This is a genomic window from Fusibacter sp. (assembly GCF_057447755.1).
In genome coordinates, this window is record NZ_JBVBZF010000042.1 from 1 (window position 1) to 17,203 (window position 17,203).

At 36.9% G+C, this 17,203-nt stretch carries 15 protein-coding genes; 9 read left to right on the forward strand and 6 right to left on the reverse strand.

The window, feature by feature from the left end:
- The 5 genes from AC220I_RS08210 to AC220I_RS08230 form a co-directional block, all read left to right on the forward strand.
- On the forward strand, nucleotides 1–456 hold a 456-nt coding region (locus tag AC220I_RS08210; RefSeq protein ID WP_486723333.1), incomplete at its 5' end, for a hypothetical protein.
- A 59-nt stretch (nucleotides 457–515) separates the two neighbouring features.
- Complete coding sequence (locus AC220I_RS08215; protein ID WP_486723334.1) at nucleotides 516–1,298, forward strand: methyl-accepting chemotaxis protein; 783 nt, start codon at nucleotides 516–518, stop codon at nucleotides 1,296–1,298.
- A gap of 69 nt (nucleotides 1,299–1,367) precedes the next feature.
- Nucleotides 1,368–2,585 carry an aldo/keto reductase gene (locus AC220I_RS08220; protein ID WP_486723335.1) on the forward strand — a complete coding sequence of 406 codons (1,218 nt, stop codon included), beginning with the start codon at nucleotides 1,368–1,370 and terminating at the stop codon, nucleotides 2,583–2,585.
- 100 nt (nucleotides 2,586–2,685) lie between these two features.
- The gene (locus tag AC220I_RS08225) at nucleotides 2,686–3,660 is read left to right on the forward strand and encodes an aromatic acid exporter family protein (protein ID WP_486723336.1); all 975 of its coding nucleotides are present in this window, start codon (nucleotides 2,686–2,688) and stop codon (nucleotides 3,658–3,660) included.
- A gap of 12 nt (nucleotides 3,661–3,672) precedes the next feature.
- On the forward strand, nucleotides 3,673–4,086 hold the full coding sequence (locus AC220I_RS08230) for a bacteriohemerythrin (RefSeq protein WP_486723337.1): 414 nt from the start codon (nucleotides 3,673–3,675) through the stop codon (nucleotides 4,084–4,086).
- A gap of 160 nt (nucleotides 4,087–4,246) precedes the next feature.
- On the opposite strand, the gene AC220I_RS08235 is transcribed toward AC220I_RS08230, so the two are convergent.
- From AC220I_RS08235 to AC220I_RS08260, 6 genes are all read right to left on the reverse strand, one after another.
- Nucleotides 4,247–6,448 carry an alpha-galactosidase gene (locus AC220I_RS08235; protein ID WP_486723338.1) on the reverse strand — a complete coding sequence of 734 codons (2,202 nt, stop codon included), beginning with the start codon at nucleotides 6,446–6,448 and terminating at the stop codon, nucleotides 4,247–4,249.
- Between the two features lie 21 nt (nucleotides 6,449–6,469).
- Nucleotides 6,470–7,321, reverse strand: a complete 852-nt coding sequence (locus AC220I_RS08240) for a carbohydrate ABC transporter permease (RefSeq protein WP_486723339.1) — start codon at nucleotides 7,319–7,321, stop codon at nucleotides 6,470–6,472.
- Nucleotides 7,322–7,330: 9 nt separating this feature from the next.
- Nucleotides 7,331–8,212: a carbohydrate ABC transporter permease gene (locus tag AC220I_RS08245; RefSeq protein ID WP_486723340.1), complete on the reverse strand. Its 882-nt coding sequence runs from the start codon at nucleotides 8,210–8,212 to the stop codon at nucleotides 7,331–7,333.
- A 76-nt stretch (nucleotides 8,213–8,288) separates the two neighbouring features.
- Nucleotides 8,289–9,635, reverse strand: coding sequence for an ABC transporter substrate-binding protein (locus AC220I_RS08250; protein WP_486723341.1), 1,347 nt, complete (start codon nucleotides 9,633–9,635; stop codon nucleotides 8,289–8,291).
- A gap of 137 nt (nucleotides 9,636–9,772) precedes the next feature.
- Complete coding sequence (locus tag AC220I_RS08255) at nucleotides 9,773–11,338, reverse strand: response regulator (protein ID WP_486723342.1); 1,566 nt, start codon at nucleotides 11,336–11,338, stop codon at nucleotides 9,773–9,775.
- Nucleotides 11,339–11,379: 41 nt separating this feature from the next.
- Nucleotides 11,380–13,128: a cache domain-containing sensor histidine kinase gene (locus tag AC220I_RS08260; RefSeq protein ID WP_486723343.1), complete on the reverse strand. Its 1,749-nt coding sequence runs from the start codon at nucleotides 13,126–13,128 to the stop codon at nucleotides 11,380–11,382.
- Nucleotides 13,129–13,168: 40 nt separating this feature from the next.
- On the opposite strand from AC220I_RS08260, the gene AC220I_RS08265 reads away from it, so the two are divergent.
- The 4 genes from AC220I_RS08265 to AC220I_RS08280 form a co-directional block, all read left to right on the forward strand.
- The gene (locus AC220I_RS08265; protein ID WP_486723344.1) at nucleotides 13,169–13,810 is read left to right on the forward strand and encodes a DUF624 domain-containing protein; all 642 of its coding nucleotides are present in this window, start codon (nucleotides 13,169–13,171) and stop codon (nucleotides 13,808–13,810) included.
- Nucleotides 13,811–14,034: 224 nt separating this feature from the next.
- Nucleotides 14,035–15,711 carry an adenine deaminase gene (ade, locus tag AC220I_RS08270; protein WP_486723345.1) on the forward strand — a complete coding sequence of 559 codons (1,677 nt, stop codon included), beginning with the start codon at nucleotides 14,035–14,037 and terminating at the stop codon, nucleotides 15,709–15,711.
- Between the two features lie 57 nt (nucleotides 15,712–15,768).
- Entirely contained in the window at nucleotides 15,769–17,025 is a 1,257-nt protein-coding gene (locus AC220I_RS08275) for an AlbA family DNA-binding domain-containing protein (protein WP_486723346.1), read from the forward strand.
- Nucleotides 17,022–17,203 (forward strand): prepilin peptidase (locus AC220I_RS08280; RefSeq protein WP_486723347.1); only part of this gene is annotated, 182 nt, incomplete at its 3' end. The genes AC220I_RS08275 and AC220I_RS08280, both read left to right, overlap by 4 nt.

Sequence of the window (17,203 nt, forward strand, 5' to 3'; positions counted from 1 at the left end):
AGCTTATTAATTGAAATATTATTACTTAAAAATCTTAGAAGGGAAAGTCAAAGTATTAGATTAAGGTCTATTTTTTTTGTGGATCTCCTAAGTGGTTTAGAATGGCTTTTGTTTTTTAGTTTGATCATAAAGGCATTGACACAAGAAATGTCTTTTTATAATGCCACAATAGAATGCTCAACCTTTTTCTTTATTACAGTAGTCTCACTCTTTCTTATTCCTAAAGCGATACGAGATAAAACCCTAATTAACTTGAAGTACACTTTGATTGTACTGGGCCTATTTTTGAGTATAGACCGTATTTTAATAGGGCTCCCGCTGGATAGTGTCATCCGAATATTTTATGTGACTAGGACGTTCAGTGTGGCAAGGTCCAATTTGAGTATTTTGATGTTTGTCGCGTGGATAATCAATGTAGAATATGTTAAAAAACAGCTCGTAATAGATAAGGAATAAATGTTATAATAAGAGGGCTAATGAACAAATATAGTATTAAAGTGCAGGAGGCTTAATTGATGAAAATAGCAATAGTAGGTGCTGGTGCAGGTGGCTCTAAATTAATTGATTTATTTCAAAAAATGCCACAGGTAGAAATTAGAACGGTTGTTGATCGAAATCAGCAATCCCAAGGAATTGCCCTTGCAAGGAAGTTTGGCATTAATTGCGTAACAGATTTAGGCCTAATACCTGAAGATGTTGAAATTGTTATTGAAGCAACAGGCAATTCAAATGTTCTAAACGAATTGTTTGAGAAATATAAGGGGAAGAAGAGAATTATTCAGTCTGACGTGGCAGCACTCTTAATGACAGTTGTGGACCAACAGGCAGAGACGACAAAGAGACTAAATTATCAGCTTGAACAAATTACAGAAACAAGTGAAAAGCTCAACAAGGATATGGATTATATCGTCTCTGTAACGCGTGAGCTTTTAGTCATCAATCAGCAGCTTGTTAATGCTTCAGAGGAATCAAAAAAGTTCATTTTACAAACCGATGAAATGACAAAGGCTGTTAACAAGATTACGCAACAAATAAAAATTTTGGGACTTAATGCTAACATTGAAGCTGCAAGAGCAGGAGAACATGGTAAAGGCTTTTCAGTCGTTGCAACAGAAGTTCAAAAGATGTCTGATACAACAAGTGAGTTCGCTAGACAAATTGCAGAACTGCTTCAATCTCTTGGACTTGAGAATGAGCGTATAACAAGTGAAATTTCCAAGCTAGATCATATTGCATCTGAACAAGAGAAAACAACAGATCATATGAAGAATATTGTCAATATTTTAAAATCAATTTAAGCAGTTATTTGACCTAACGATCTTTTCACAAATGATTGTTAGGTTTTTTTATCAAAGGAGGACCTTAGGATGCAATATAGGGAAGTCAAATCAACGCATGAAAAGGTTTCTATTCTCGGTTATGGTGGCATGCGATTTCCTCTTATCGCAGGAAAGATTGATGAGCAAAAGGCCACAGCACAACTAAAAAGAGCCATAGAACAAGGCGTAAATTATATTGATACAGCCTATTTTTATCATGGTGGGCAAAGTGAAGCTTTTTTAGGAAAGTTTTTGAGCACAGGTTATCGTGATAAAGTAAAAATTGCCACGAAAATGCCACCATGGTCAGTGAACAACAAGGGGGATATGACCCTAATTTTTGAAGATCAAAGAAGAAAGTTAAAAGTGGACACCATTGACTATTATCTTTTGCACGCACTCAATCGAGAAACCTGGCATAAATTTAAGACCTTAGATGCCCTGACTTTTTTAGGGGATTTGAAGGCATCTGGTAAAATTAAAAATGTCGGTTTTTCTTTTCATGGAGATCGAATGCTCTTTAAAGATATAATTGACGCATATCCATGGGATTTTTGTCAGATTCAATATAATTTTTTGGATGATCTCAATCAAGCCGGTAGGGAAGGCTTAGAATATGCAGCCTCGAAAGAGATTGCAGTCTTTGTCATGGAACCCCTAAGAGGTGGAAGTCTTGTTCGAAATATACCAGAACAAGTCATGAGACAATATGAAGCATATAGCCTTGAAAGAACGCCTGTAGAATGGGCACTTAGATGGATATGGAATCAACCCGGGGTTACAATGATTCTCTCAGGAATGACTGAGGACCAGCATTTAGAAGATAATTTAATATATGCAAACCGATCTGGTATTAACATTATGAGTGACGAGGAACTGAAGGTCATTGATAGGGTAAAGCAAGTTTATCATGATTTACTCAAAGTACCTTGTACTGGCTGTCAGTACTGTATGCCATGTCCTTTTGGTGTGGATATCCCTCGGTGTTTTGATCTTTATAACTCTAAATTTCTATTAAATCAAAAAAACATGAAGGGGTTTTACTGGCTTCAGCTTGGTGGTGCAAATGGTCAACCTTCATATGCCTCCTTATGTAAAAGGTGTGGTAAATGTCTAGATCATTGCCCACAATCCATAGACATTCCCAAAAGACTGGATGAAGTTAAGGCCTATATGGAGTCTCCTTTGATGAAACCAGCAATTGCAAGTATAAAATTACTCTTAAAAATCCAGAAGTTTTTTGCAAAACCAGGTCAAAATTTGTAAATATTCACAAATGGTATTTCCTGTGATATTGGTTATAATTAATATTCAATGCCCGTAAAAGGGGTACATTATAATTAATAAGACCAGAATTGAGGTATTTATGAAAAAGATTAAACACTATATATTATTGAGTAGGGAAGCAATGCTTTTCGATTCGCCACTCTATATAATAAAGAGTTTCTTAGCGGTCATGACAGCTTATTTGTTATTCAGCAAGCATTCAATTATTGGTAAGGACATGATTTCCCTCCTCTTTGGGATGATGCTTACATTAGAACCTGTAAACGTCTCAGGTCTAAAAAGTGGCCTTGCCCAGGTTAAGGCATCTTGGCTTGGAGGCGTTACCACAGCAATTGTTGTGGCAGTTTTTGGAATCAATTGGGTGACGATTCCCTTTGCGGTAGCTGTGACCATCTATATCTCTCTCATTGGAAACTGGAAAGAAATTTCACCAGTTGCTATTTTCACAGCCATTTACATGACACAATATGTTCAGTTTGATTCAGCGGGTTCTCCTAGCGTTCTTTTGACCTTAAGGCTTAGATTACTGGCCCTCACAGCGGGCATATTGATTGCTGTTTTTTACAACTATATTTTTTCAAGATTTTTTTACAAAAAAATGATGCATAAAAGATTGACCTATGTTTTAGAAAAGATGCTCTTTTTTTTAAAGGCTTATAAGCGTGAGAAGGGGTATGAGGGTTTAAACCAAATTAAAAATGAAGCCATGATTCTTTTTAAAGATATTGATTTTATATTCAATCATATTTCTGAAAAAGCGCTTGGTTATGACAATCAGGTCTTCCTAATGACAGAAATAAAGAATTTAAACCACTATATTATAGAGATGATACTTTTTACATTGAATACAGACCTTGAAAAATTAGATGTAGACCATGTTATTATAGCTTACGATCGATTAATGAACACTCATGAAAATTTGCTAAAAACAGATCAAAATGGTAATATAAATATAAGAGACTTGGGTATAAATAAAGAATATTACATTAAGATTCAAATAAAGACAATTCAAAATATAGAAAGCGCAATTAAAAATAGCGCTGTTGTCAAGTGAGGAGGCAATTGAATGATTTGGGATGAAAGTTTGGCAGTAGGACATGAAGTAATTGACAGTCAGCATAAGCAGTTATTTGGCTTGGCGACACAACTTGAAACCTTGTTCGAATCCTTTAGTGAAACCGATTATGATTATGATGAAATTATCAGAATTATTGTGAAGCTTCATCTGTATACGATATATCACTTCGAAACAGAAGAGAAAATTTTAGAGGAAATTAATTTTCCTGGCCTGATTCTGCATAAAAAAGAACATCAAGCCTTTATTAATTTTCTTGAACGCATGAAGCCAAATCAAATTGAGACAGATCGTTATCAGACACTGCTAGACTTATTGGCATTTGTAGTTAATTGGATCATGTCGCATGTAAAGGGAACGGATTCGACCTATATTGAATATCTTCCCAAACAAATTGAAGAATAAAAAATCAAGCCAATGGAACATGTTGATCCATTGGCTTTTTATTGTAAACAACAAAATTTGAGCCAAAAGCTGTGATGAGGCGTGTTCAACCTCAAACAGCGTCAGCTGCTGCAAAACAAGGTCTTGGCGTTAAGTGTTGCTTGAAGTATATAGAATTTTTTTAATCCAGGGACTTGAAGTACCAAAAATGGCTGTTAAAGTCGCCTACATGATGAGGCATGAAAATCCCGTCATGCTTGAGCTGGGTTCCGTGAATTGTAAGAATTTCTTGTGGCATTGGGCCAAAGGCTGAAGAGGTGATCAGGGTATAAGTTTGATCTGAATCAGCATAAGGACATTTAATTTTTTGCATTGGCATATTTGCAACTTTATAAGGTCTATAAGCAAACAGTAAAATTTCATTTGACCTGTGATTGATAAAACACCAAGAGGTGATTGCATTGTCAAACGGACTTGATATTCTATAAAATATGCCATTCTGAATTAATTGTCGATGCAGCTTATAAAAGTCAACATATGCTGCCAATGCCTCAAGCTCTTCTTTATTAAGCAGGTTGAGATCGAGTTCCATGCCAAAATTCCCACTCATGGCAACCATTGCCCGGAAAGACAGGGGGGTAATCCTACCGGTTTGGTGGTTAGGAACAGCTGAAATATGAGCGCCCATAGTGATAATAGGGTATGCCAATGACGTGGCATACTGGATTTTTAGTCTTGCCACAGCGTCTGTATTATCACTTGTCCAGTTTTGTGGCATATAGCGCAGAATGCCTAAATCATAACGACCTCCGCCACCAGAGCAGCCTTCAAACAAGATGTTGGGAAAGGCTTTGGTAAGCCTATCAAGTAGTTGATATAAACCTAAATAGTAGCGATGCTCGACCTCTCCCTGTCTAAACATCTTAGAATATACTTCTGTCATATTGCGATTCATATCCCATTTTACATATGAAATAGGTGCTTTGTTAAAGAGTTCAGTCAAGGTATCAAAGAGATAATCACAAACTTCTTTTTTAGACAAGTCTAGGACCAATTGATTTCGGCCTTCGGTTAAGGGTCTGCCAGGTGCTTGAAGACAAAAATCACTTTGTCCATCAAAAAGTTTGGATTGTCTTGAAATCATTTCAGGCTCTACCCAAAGTCCAAAAGCCAGATTGTGCATATTTGCGTAGTCACTGAGTCCTTTGATCCCATTTGGAAGCTTCGATTGGTTCTCAAACCAATCACCAAGACTGGTTCGATCATCGTTGCGTTCTCCAAACCAACCGTCATCTAGGACAAAGAGCTCAGCGCCAATTTTTTCTGCATGATCCATGAGATTTTGAATCTTTTCTTCGTTGAAGTCAAAATAGGTTGCTTCCCAGTTGTTTATCAATATGGGTCTTGGTTCATTAGCCTGTTTAGGACTTAGTATATTTTGCTTAATAAATTTGTGGAAATTTTGACTCATTTGATTTAGCCCCTTCTGGCTATAAGTTAAAATGAGTTCAGGGGATTCAAAAACCGCATCGGGTTTAAGTGTCCATGAAAAATTAAAGGGGTTTAATCCAGAGACGATTCGCAATTGATCATATGGGCTTACTTCAAGAACATGTTTAAAACTACCACTATATATGAGGTTTATCCCATAACATTCGCCAATATGCTCGGTCGTGTTAGGGGATACCAGTGCGATGAATGGATTCTGATGGTGGCCTGAAGCCCCTCTTTTGCTTTCTATGATATGTGTGGTTTTAGAAATCGGCACTCTTATGATGTCTCGTTCTCTTGCCCATGCACCATAGAGGTGTATCAAGTCAAAGTCGGAGGTTTGGAAATCAATATGACCACTTGCCAATGCTAGAATGTTGATGCTTTCTCTACTGCCATTAATGAACTTTGTAGAGCGTACGATGACATCAGAATGTGGAAAAACAGTGTAATAAAGCATGACCCTACAGCCTGATAAAGCGTCTTTCAGATTGATGATTAGTGTTTGAGCGAAGTCATCTTCTTGGGCATAAGAAGATGGAAGGCTTTGAAGTGTCGCTTTACCAGGGACAACAAGAAAGTCTTCGTAAACAAAATCAGTGACCTTACTGCCATTTTCAAATTCAACTTGAATCGAAGGTGTCCTAAAATCACTATTGCCGAAGCTCGAAAACTCAAGCGGCAGTGTATCTAAAGAATAAGTCTTATTATCAAAGTTTGGATTAGGCGAGAAACTGTTAAAATCCTCTGGGATAAATCCATAAGTCAGTTTGGCCTTTGGACCGTAATAAAGATGAACTGGGTAGCGCTCGTCCCATATTTCAATTGCATAGGTTGTATGGTCAGTATTCAGTGTAAAAATTTTACGTGAAGCATCGAATGAGATGTTCATATAACCTCCAGAGTTTAATATTTATTTAATAGCACCACCTATTGTCATGGCCTTTTCAACTTGATTTGAAAAGAAGATATAGAGGATCACTGTTGGCAAGCTGGCAATAATCATGGCAGCGCCCATTGCACCCCAATCTGTGGTGAACTGGCCTTGGAAGAACAATAAGCCAAGTGGAAGTGTTTTAAGGGCGTCATCGGTAATGAGGATAAGTGCTATGGGAAACTCGTTCCATGCTTGTAAAAAAGTGAAGATAATTAAAGTGGAAATCGCTGGTTTTAAATTCGGTACAATAATTTTGAAAAAGGTTGTAAAAATGCCTGCGCCATCTAAGAAAGCAGCTTCTTCAAGCTCAATGGGAATGCTGCGTAAAAAACCATAGAATACCATACTTGAAAAGGCTATGTTAAAGGCTGTATAAGGCAAGATTAAAGTCAAATAATTGTTGGTGAGATGTAGGTTCTTAACCAATACTGCCAGCGGAATTAAGATAGATTGTACAGGGATGAACATACCAAGTGACACAAAGATTCTAACAAAGGTTTGGCCCCTCCATTGCATCCTTGATGTTGCATATGAAAACATCAGAGAGATGAATATTGTCAGTGCAACAGTTCCAAGCGAGACGATCACACTGTTTAAAAAATATTTGGGAACATTGTATTCTGAAAGTGCCCTGGTGTAGTTAATCCACTGAAGATTGGTTGGAAAACCAAAGGGGTTTGTAACAAAAATCTCTTCGTTTGACTTCAGGGAATAGAAGAGCATCCAAACAATTGGATATAGTGAAATAAGCGCATAGAGCCACAAGAAAATTGTAAACAGCAAATTATGAGACTTATTTTTTTTAGGTAAGCGTAATTGCATTGTCATATTGTCCTCCTAGTAGGTGATGCGTTCACGGGCAACCAGTTTGTTGATTACCAATGTCGCCACGAGACATTCGATAACTAAAAAGGCAGCAGCAGCCATGCCATAGCCGTATTCATAAGACCTAAAGGCTGATGAGTACATCATGTAGGTTAGCGTATAGGTTGATGTACCCGGGCCACCACCGGTCATGATGAACATATTTGTAAAGGCATTTAAACCACCTGTAATGGATAGAATTAAACAAAACTTATAGGTCTCAGAAAGTAGTGGAATTGTCACCTTTCGATGGGCAGTTATAGTGGATGCACCGTCGATTTGAGCGGCTTCATAGTAATCTTTAGGAATTGATTTAATGCCCGCCAATAAGAGGGCAAAATGATAGCCCATATATTGCCAAGCGTTGACGAAGGCGATGACATATATAGATTTATGTCGATCACTGAGCCAATCTTGGGCATAATCCATGTGGAGGACTTCAAATAGTTTGTTGAGCATGCCGTATTCTGAATTAAATACCGATAACCAGAGCTGACAAACCACTGTAATAGACAGAACAACGGGTAAGAAGTAGGCAACTCTGAAAAAATTTCTGCCTCTTATTTTTATATTTGAAACAGCAATAGCAAGTACTGTGGCAATCGTAATTTGGAATAAGGTTATAAAGATTGCAAAAATAAGGCCGTTTTTAATAGAAGTATAAAATACCGTATCATCGAATAAGCGTTTGTAGTTATCTAAGCCAATAAATTTTCCTGTGGAAAGACCGTTCCAAGCATAAAAGCTCTTAAAAAACATTTGGCTTAAGGGATAAAAGACCATGATCAGGAATAGAATTAATGCTGGGGCAACAAAAATAGCAATTGCTTTTTTGTTTGCAAAATAGCGCTTCATAAAGCCTCCTCAAAAATAACTGACGCCTCAATGGGCGCCAGTTGAAGTGATTATAGTTAAGATAAGTCAGATTGAATTAATTTTGACTCTTAATTCTTTCAAGTGATTTATTCATTTCAGTGATAAATTCTTCCGCTGAATAATCAGGTGTTAATAAGAATTGCGATTGGTCTTCAATCAATACTTTAAATTGAGGATTAGTAAGGCCCCATGCAAATGAAGTTGTGCTCGTAATTTCTGGAAGTGCGTCTGATAATTTTTCCATCATTGGTGGGTATGGATTAATCGGTTCAAGAGAAGGATCAATCTTAACTGCTAATAGTGGGTTTGCACGGTAAAGGTGTTTTGCTTCACAGTACTTTTCCGATAAGAAGGCAGCAACCTCAGCAGCAAGTGCTTGATGCTCTGAATATGGTGAAACGGCATAGCCACCAGGTGCACCACCGCCTGCAAATGCCATTTTAGCACTTGGGTTTTCACTGAAAGTAGGGTAGAACATCCAATCAACATTATCGCCTAATTTCTCTGTAGAAGCTGCAATTTCCCATTGTCCATTGATGAACATTGCTGCTTTTCCCTCGTAGAAAAGTGCCGCTGCTTGATCGTAGTTCATGTTGGTTGCGCCGTCAGCTAGAAGGCCAATTTCAACAAGGTGGTGTAATCTTTCAGCTGCTTTTACATAAGCGTCTTCTGTTGCCATACCTTCGCCTTTGTCGAGTTTTTTGATACCTTGTGGTTCAAGTCTAGTCGCAAAAACATCAAAGAGTGATGTTGTGATCCATTTTTCTTTTGCGAAAATTGAAAGGGGTACAATGTCATTTTCGTTAAAGATTTTAACAGCAGCTTCAAGTTCTTCGTAAGTTTCTGGCACCTTGACATTGTATTGCTCGAAAAGTGCTTTATTGTAGTAAATTAAAACGAGTTCGTTGCCTGCATATGGAAAGGCATAAGCATGTCCGTCTTCATTCCAAAGTAGATTTTGTGCACTTTGATGGACCTTGTCACCAAAGCCAGTGCTTTTTACATAATCATCTAAAACAAGAATGTTACCTGATTCCTTAAAGGTTTCAATTTGTGATGCACCAATTTGAAAGATATCTGGCAAGTTTCCTGTAGCAGCATATGATTGTAATTTTTGACCGTCATCTTGTGCTTGAATATCTAAATCAAGCTTCACATTTGGATAAGCCTTAGCAAGTTCTTGTACGGCATAATCATAAGGTACTTTCGTATCTTCGTCTGCGTATTGAGCGTAGATTTTTAATGTGATGGTTTCATCTGTAGCTTCTACAGTTTCACCTTGAGTTGTTTCTGATGTTGTTGCCGGTGCTTCTTCAGTACTTGTGCAACCTGCAAACATAAAAGTCATCATCATTAAAATGAGTAGAAGTGATAATGTCTTCTTTAAATTTTGAGTAAACATTTTAATCCCCCTAAATTGTATTTCGGTCTAAACCGTAACTTTAGTTTAGATAAAAAACGTCCCAATGAGAATGGAATATTCGATACAAATTTGTACTATTCAATTTTATTAAGTAAATATTTACTCTTTATATCATCCTAAATTTTGAACTGACTTGGAGAAATACCATAATATTTTTTAAAGGCACGACTAAAATACCCCGCATCATTATAGCCAATTAATTCAGCGACATCACTTAATTTTATATTACCTGAAGCCATGAGAGCCTTGGCTTTAGTCATTCTGATATCTGTGATATATTCAGTAATCGTATAGCCTGTTTCGGTCTTAAACATCTTTCTAAGATAGGTTTCGTTGATGTATTGATCCTTGGCAACATCCGATACGGTTAAGGAACTATCAGAATAATGTGTTTCGATGTAGGATTTGGCTTTTTGCGCAATCTTGTAGGCTCTAGAAACCTTATATGTTGAAAAATGATTTATTGTAGAAGTGATTAGCCTTTTAATAATCTCTCTTTGTTCTTCGATATCAGTGTAATGTTTTGCATTCATAACAAGGTCCATGTCATTTTTAAGGACGTTTTCAATACGTTTTCCCGATTGTGTGATAAAGGACAAAATGAGTGAAATAAAGCCCATGAATATGATATAGGCGTAATTTGATGAGATTTTCATTTCTTCAAAATTGTTGTAGGTTTCATCCAGTAATGCTATAGCACCCTCTAAATTGTTTTCTCTTAGTTTTTTTATAAGTCTATCATTCACTTCAACAGAGTAAAATATGTGTTTTTTATGCTCGTCCGGTATTGTTGCGAAGTCGAGAATTTCATTTCGGTCGATTGTTACAGAGGCCTTAATGGCACTGATGGCTTCGGAATAACACATTTTGAGATTGATGAGCGACTGGTGTACTGTGCTGATGCCTGTAGCAATTTCATAACTGAGATGCTTGTTTAATAAGGTGGTAATCTTTTGATATTCCACTTTAACCTTTTGATAAAAGAGGTCTCTATCAGCGGCTTCAGGTGGCGCGCCAATTACACTTACAATTCGACCTTCAGAGTCCTCAATAATGTGGTGAAAAAATTCGAGCTCAAACATTTGAGTGATCAATTGGGCAACCGTTGACCGCCAGAAGATAAAATCCTCAGAAAGATTCTGATTTTTAAATGCAGAAATGATGCAGACAAACTGGTAGTCCAAAAGTTCCTTAAACTTGTCTGTTTCGCCAAGATGAGCATTGGGTGTCGAATGTATCGCAGATTCAAGAAGATTTGAAATCATTAAGGCATTTTCGTCATCGGCAGAGAGTTTGTTTTCGTAGGATATCTGGAGGTTGTCTTTGATTTTTAATAATGTCAGTATGAGTTCTTCTTTCTCAAATGGCTTTAATATATAATCGCTAACCCCGAGTTTGATAGCTTTACGTGCATATTCGAACTCACTATATCCCGTTATGAGGACAATACTGGTTTCAGGATATTGACTAACTAAGGCTTCGCTTAGCTCAAGACCATCCATAATAGGCATGTTAATATCTGTTAAAACGATATCAGGCAAATACTGGCTTGCAAGTGATAGGGCTTCTTCACCATGCTTGGCTTCACAACAGATTTCAAAACCATATTTTGCCCAATCAATTGAAGCCTTGAGGTACTCTCTAAAGACAGGGCGGTCTTCGACGATCATGATTTTTATCATATTTGATTTCCTTCCTTGAAATGAAATGTTAAGGGATTCCTTTAAAATTCAAAATTTATAGGCAATACAAGTTTCACATTTGTACCTATACCAAGCTGTGATTTTATCTCTAAGGTGGCATGCTCATCGTAACATAGCTTGAGTCTGTCAATAATTGAGTAGATGCCAAAATGATTTTTATGATCTGAATGAGAATAAGAGAGAATCTCACTTAGCTTTTCTGGATGCATGCCAACCCCGTTATCCATTATTTCAAAAATCATGTCATGGTCGACCTTATAAGCTGTAATGTTTAGGTGACCCTTGTTCTGTTTGGGTTTTAAACCATGATAGATTGCATTCTCGACAAGGGGTTGTAAAAGCAGTTTGATCATGCGCTCGGAAGCGAGCTCACTTGACAAATTAATGGTATAATCAAAGGCATCTTCATATTGTAATTTGAGGAGAAATAGATATTCCGTGATGGCATCAAATTCATCTTTAACACTGATGGTTTCTGAGCCATTGCTCAATGTTTTACGATAAAAGTCTGCAAGTGATTTTATCCCCTTGCTGGTTTCTCTCTTGAGACCAAGTTCGTTCATTGCATAAATTGTATCCAAGGTATTATATAGGAAGTGTGGCTTGACCTGTTCTTGCAATAAGGCGAGTTCATAAGTTCTTTTTTTCTTTTCCTTTTCTGCCACTTCAGCTAGGAGTCTTTGAATTTTTAGGGACATCTTGTTAAAGGAATTTGCAAATACACCGATCTCATCTTTTGAATCAATCTCGATCTTTAGATCGAAATTACCGTTGCCAATTGACTTCATCTGTGTAATCATATAATCAAACGGTTTCGTGATACTGCCTGAAATTGCGTTGGCAAATAACAATTCAATCGTGATGCAAAACATTACAATCACAGAAAGCAGGATAAGTGCTGACCATAAATCGGCGTTTAAATCATCAAGTGGCGTCTTTGCCATTAGGACCCAATCCTTTAATGCTGGTGCTCTGTTAAAACTTAAGTTAGAAAAAACATATATATTATGCTGATTATCCGATTGGCTTTTGACATAGTTTGAGTTTGTCGGCAGGGGTATATGCATTGGCTTAAGAACTCTATTAGGATCGTATGAGGCTAAGATGGTAGAGGTTTTAATAATCTCATATTGGATCTGTTGTTGAGTAAAGGTGTTACTTAGTGTTGCTTGGTCTATGTTAATAAACAAATACCCAAGGGTCTTGCCGCTTTTGATATGAATGATTTTCTTTCCAAGTGTTAGAATTGCCGTATCTGAATTTAAAGTGAGAAAGTCTCTTTTATCAATGTCAAACCAAATGCTTTTGCCTGTAGTTTTCGCCAGTGTTTTTAACATATCTGAGGCAAAGAGTTTTGTATACTGGTCACTCATCTGAGCATCTGTATAAAATAGATGCCCCTTTGAATCTAAAAATGCAATTGAACTCGCCTCAGGATAAACAATTTTTGAACTGTACAAAACACCATTGAGATCAAGTTCATATTGAATGGGTGTGTAAAGTTCTTTAGAATTATAATCATCATAGACTGCGTTGATATTAAAGGTTATAGCATTGGAGCAATTTACCATATTGTTGATAATGTTATCGATCTGATTTGAGATTAAAGCACTGTTGTCGTTGATGTTTTCAAGGGTTCTTTTTTCCAATGTCTGTTCATATAAAGAGGCTACGAAAAGTGAGAAAATGACCATTGGAATAACGCTTATAGGCAGAAAATAATAGATTAATTTTGTTTTTAAGGGTAAGTTTTTAAATTTAAATTTCATAATACCTCTCTTTGAAGTAGGGGGATGTAAGGAGCACAAAATGAGAATTTTCGATTTAGATAGTCCGTTTTCACGCATTATGACACTCTTGTATGAGTTAATTTTACTAAATATTTATTTTTTAGCAACCTCTTTTTTAACTTTGGGCATTGGTGCAGGTGCAGCAATTACGGCTATGATTTATGCCATTTATCATGGTTTGAGACGTGAGGAAGGGGATATCAGACGCCTTTATTTCAAAAGTTTAAAGATGAATTTTAAGCAAGTAACCCTGTATTGGATAGGTGTCATTGTAATCTCATTGATTTCATATTTTAATTTGCTGAATATTGATGTTCTGAAGCAAATGAGCATGGCTTTTGTCGTCTTTCAGTATATTGTGCTTTATGAAATCATGGTTGTGAGTTTGTATTATTTTGCAATTCAGTCCAAATTGGCACTTTCTAATAAAGATGCCATTAAGAGTGCTTTTATCATGGCCCACAAGCACATATTGACATCCTTAACAATGCTTTTTTCCCTGCTCCTGCTTTATATATTGGGGCACTCGATTTCAAGCTTTTTCATATTGATTACCTTTAGTGCTTGGGCTTATATTTTGGAACGCGTAATCTTGGAGCATATTGTCATAGACAAGTATGTCAGTGATGAGGTTAGAGATGCCCTAAAAATCAATAAGTAATTTAATAGAATAGCCGTTTTGCTCAAATATTGGTCTTTTGCAAATGGCAATAAGCATAGCATTTATAAAGGGACATCTATTAAGGGGTCCCTTTGTCATAGTCTTTGATCTAAGATTTTTTTGAAAGTGGCCTTTGAAAGGTCTTGCTTGAGCACTTATCATGGTAGCTTTGTTGGCATTTTATGGTCAGACTTATGATATAATTATTCTATGGAGGTGATCCAATGGCTCAACAGAAAATAGTGGATTTGGTATTACATAATGCACTGGTTTTAAATGTATTCTCTAAAAAGTGGAAGCGATGTGATCTAGCGATTGATCAGGGGCATTTTGTTGGATTTGATGGATATGTTGGAAAGAAGATTCTTGACCTAAATGGTGCAAGAGTCGTTCCCGGGTTAATTGATGCACATGTACACATTGAGTCTTCCATGGTGACACCATATGAGTTTGAAAAAATGATTTTGCCTCTAGGTACGACTACGGTAATAGCAGATCCTCACGAGATAGCAAATGTGCTTGGTATGGAGGGTCTTAGATATATGATAGAAGCATCTGAGTCTTGCCTTTTGAATATTTTTATCAATTTGCCTTCATGTGTTCCAGCAACACCTTTTGAACATTCTGGTGCACAGCTTGATGCCAAGGATTTGGCACTTTTTGCACACCACAAAAATGTTATTGGTCTGGGCGAAATGATGAATTTTATTGGTGTTTTGTCTGATGATGAAGATGTAATGCGTAAGATCAATTTTTTTAAGAGCATAAACAAGCCTATTGATGGACATGCACCTGGTCTAACGGGTACGGATCTCGACAAGTATATATTGGCGGGTATAAAAACGGACCACGAATGTGAGACCCCAGAAGAGTTACGAGAAAAAGTTGAAAAGGGCATGTATGTCATGATTAGAGAGGGGTCTGCTGCACGTAATTTTGACCAGCTCATCACTGGTGTAGATTCTGGAAATGTTAATCGTGTGCTTTTCTGTACAGATGATAGGCATCCGCAGGATATTATAAATGAAGGTCATATAGACAACCATATTAGAAAAGCTCAAAGAAATGGCATGGCATTAGAAGATGCGGTTCAGATTGCCACTATTAATGCAGCAACTTGTTATGGACTTAAAAACATTGGTGCAATTGGGCCTGGCTATCAAGCAGATTTTTTGATTTTAAAAGATGAAACTGAATTTAATGTGGCACAGGTCTATAAAAGGGGCACTTTAATTGCTGAAAATTGTTTTGACAAGAATCGCCAAAGTCTTGAATCAAAATTGGCTTTAACCATGAGAAATTCCATGAGAATGAAAGCCTTTGACCTTGAAGCGCTCAACATCGAAACTGAAGGGGCGTTTGTGAATACAATAGGTATTCAAGAAGGTTCGTTAATTACGCCTTTGGTAAAAATGTCAGTTGATTCAATCACCAAGGACCAACTTCTTAAGCTTGTGGTCGTAGAAAGACACCATGCAACAGGCAACATGGCAAAATGCTATGTCAGTGGCTTGAAAATGCATGATGGCGCAATCGCAATGACAATAGCACATGATTCACATAACATAATTGCAATCGGTAGCGATGATAAAAACATCTACACAGCAATTCAAAGCATTGAAAAAAGTGGTGGTGGCATTGCACTTGCCCACAGGGGCAAACCGCTGGAAATTTTACCCCTCAAAGTGGCAGGCCTCATGAGTGATCTCACTGCAAAAGAGGTATCCGATAAGCTATCTTCTATGATGCAACATGTTCATGAAGCACTTGAAATGGACTCAAAGGTCGACCCTTTCTTGATGTTGGCTTTTTTAGCCCTGCCGGTTATACCTCAAGTGAAACTTACGGATCAAGGCTTATTTGATGTCACGAAAAATGAGTTTATACCACTTTTTGAATAGTAGAAGTACAAGCTGTAACAATACGCAAAAACGCTATGTCTAGAAACTGGGGGAACAATGAAAATTCAGAGTGTTTTAAACATATTGGAATCATATGAAAAAGAAAATATCAGAGTGGAGCTGAAAGAATCATCTAAGTTCATCACAGGAGAGGGGAAATTCGATACAAAGGAAATGGCTTCAATAATTGTATCCTTTGCAAATCGTGAAGGTGGCATGCTGATTGTAGGTGTAAGAGACAACGGCTCATTTGAAGGTGATTATATCTTCGAGAAATTTTCGGATCGTGGCAAGGATGGCTTTGATAAATTCAAGGAATATATTGAAAACATCTGTAAGGATATTATAAGCCCTCAGATATTTGTTGAATCTCATTTGTTTAAGTGGGACAAATATGAGTTTGGTGTCATCAACATTCCTAAGCGCTTGTCGATCCCACACGCTTTGGTTTCAAAACATGAAGGTAGCATTGTTAGAACTAGGGAGTATTATATCAGAACCACTCATGGGAAAGGCCTTGTAAGTGATCGGCATTTGGAATGGCTCTTTAATCACACAGACCTTCCAAAAGTTTCTTCAGAAAACGTCTTAGAGCTGACTTTGTTCAGAGATAGGTTAAAAGTACCTGAAAGTCTGGGATATTTTGAACGTTTTCCAACTCAACCTGAGACACTACAATCCTTAAATGCCTATTTTGACTTGATTTCAGATTCAGATCAAGTCAAGCTTAAGCACGAAAATCATGATAAAGAGAAGTTGTTACGTGAGATATTAATATATGCAATCGTTCAATCTGTTGAATATAAATCAGACCATTATAAATCCTTGCCATTGCCAAATGAAAAAATGGCCATGCAGGTCTATTTGGGCGATAAAATCAAGACCATCATCCATCAAAAGAGTAAGCTTTGGTCTGTACCCTTTGGTACGAGTATGAAAATCAAATCCGGTAAGGAAAATACGGTATTGAAATTTGGCAACAAAAACATCCTTGGGACATTGACCATCAAGTTAATAGAGAAGCAAAAGCAATTAAGCAGGCTTAATCCATATTCCCAAATCTTAACAGGTATGAATACCTTTGAAACCTATACCTTTGATTGTCAATATCAAGTAGATATTAAGTACCCAGAGGATTTTGATGAAACCTATGATGCCATGATTCGTTTTGCTGAATCACTTCAGGAAACATTGAAAAGCAAATGGGATATTATTGAACATTTTAATGCTATGCCACATTATAAATTGCTATATGAAATTGACCACAAACTTGACAGACTTTTAAAAAAATCGACCAAACAGGGGGGCATATGAGTTTTGTGATAGTATTGTTCGTATTTATATTGGGTGCCTGCATAGGTTCATTTTTGAATGTGTGTATTTATAGAATTCCAGCTGAAATGAGTATATCAAGTCCTAGATCGCAATGTGGAAACTGTAAAACACCCTTAAAACCATATGATATGGTTCCAATATTAAGTTATTTTATACT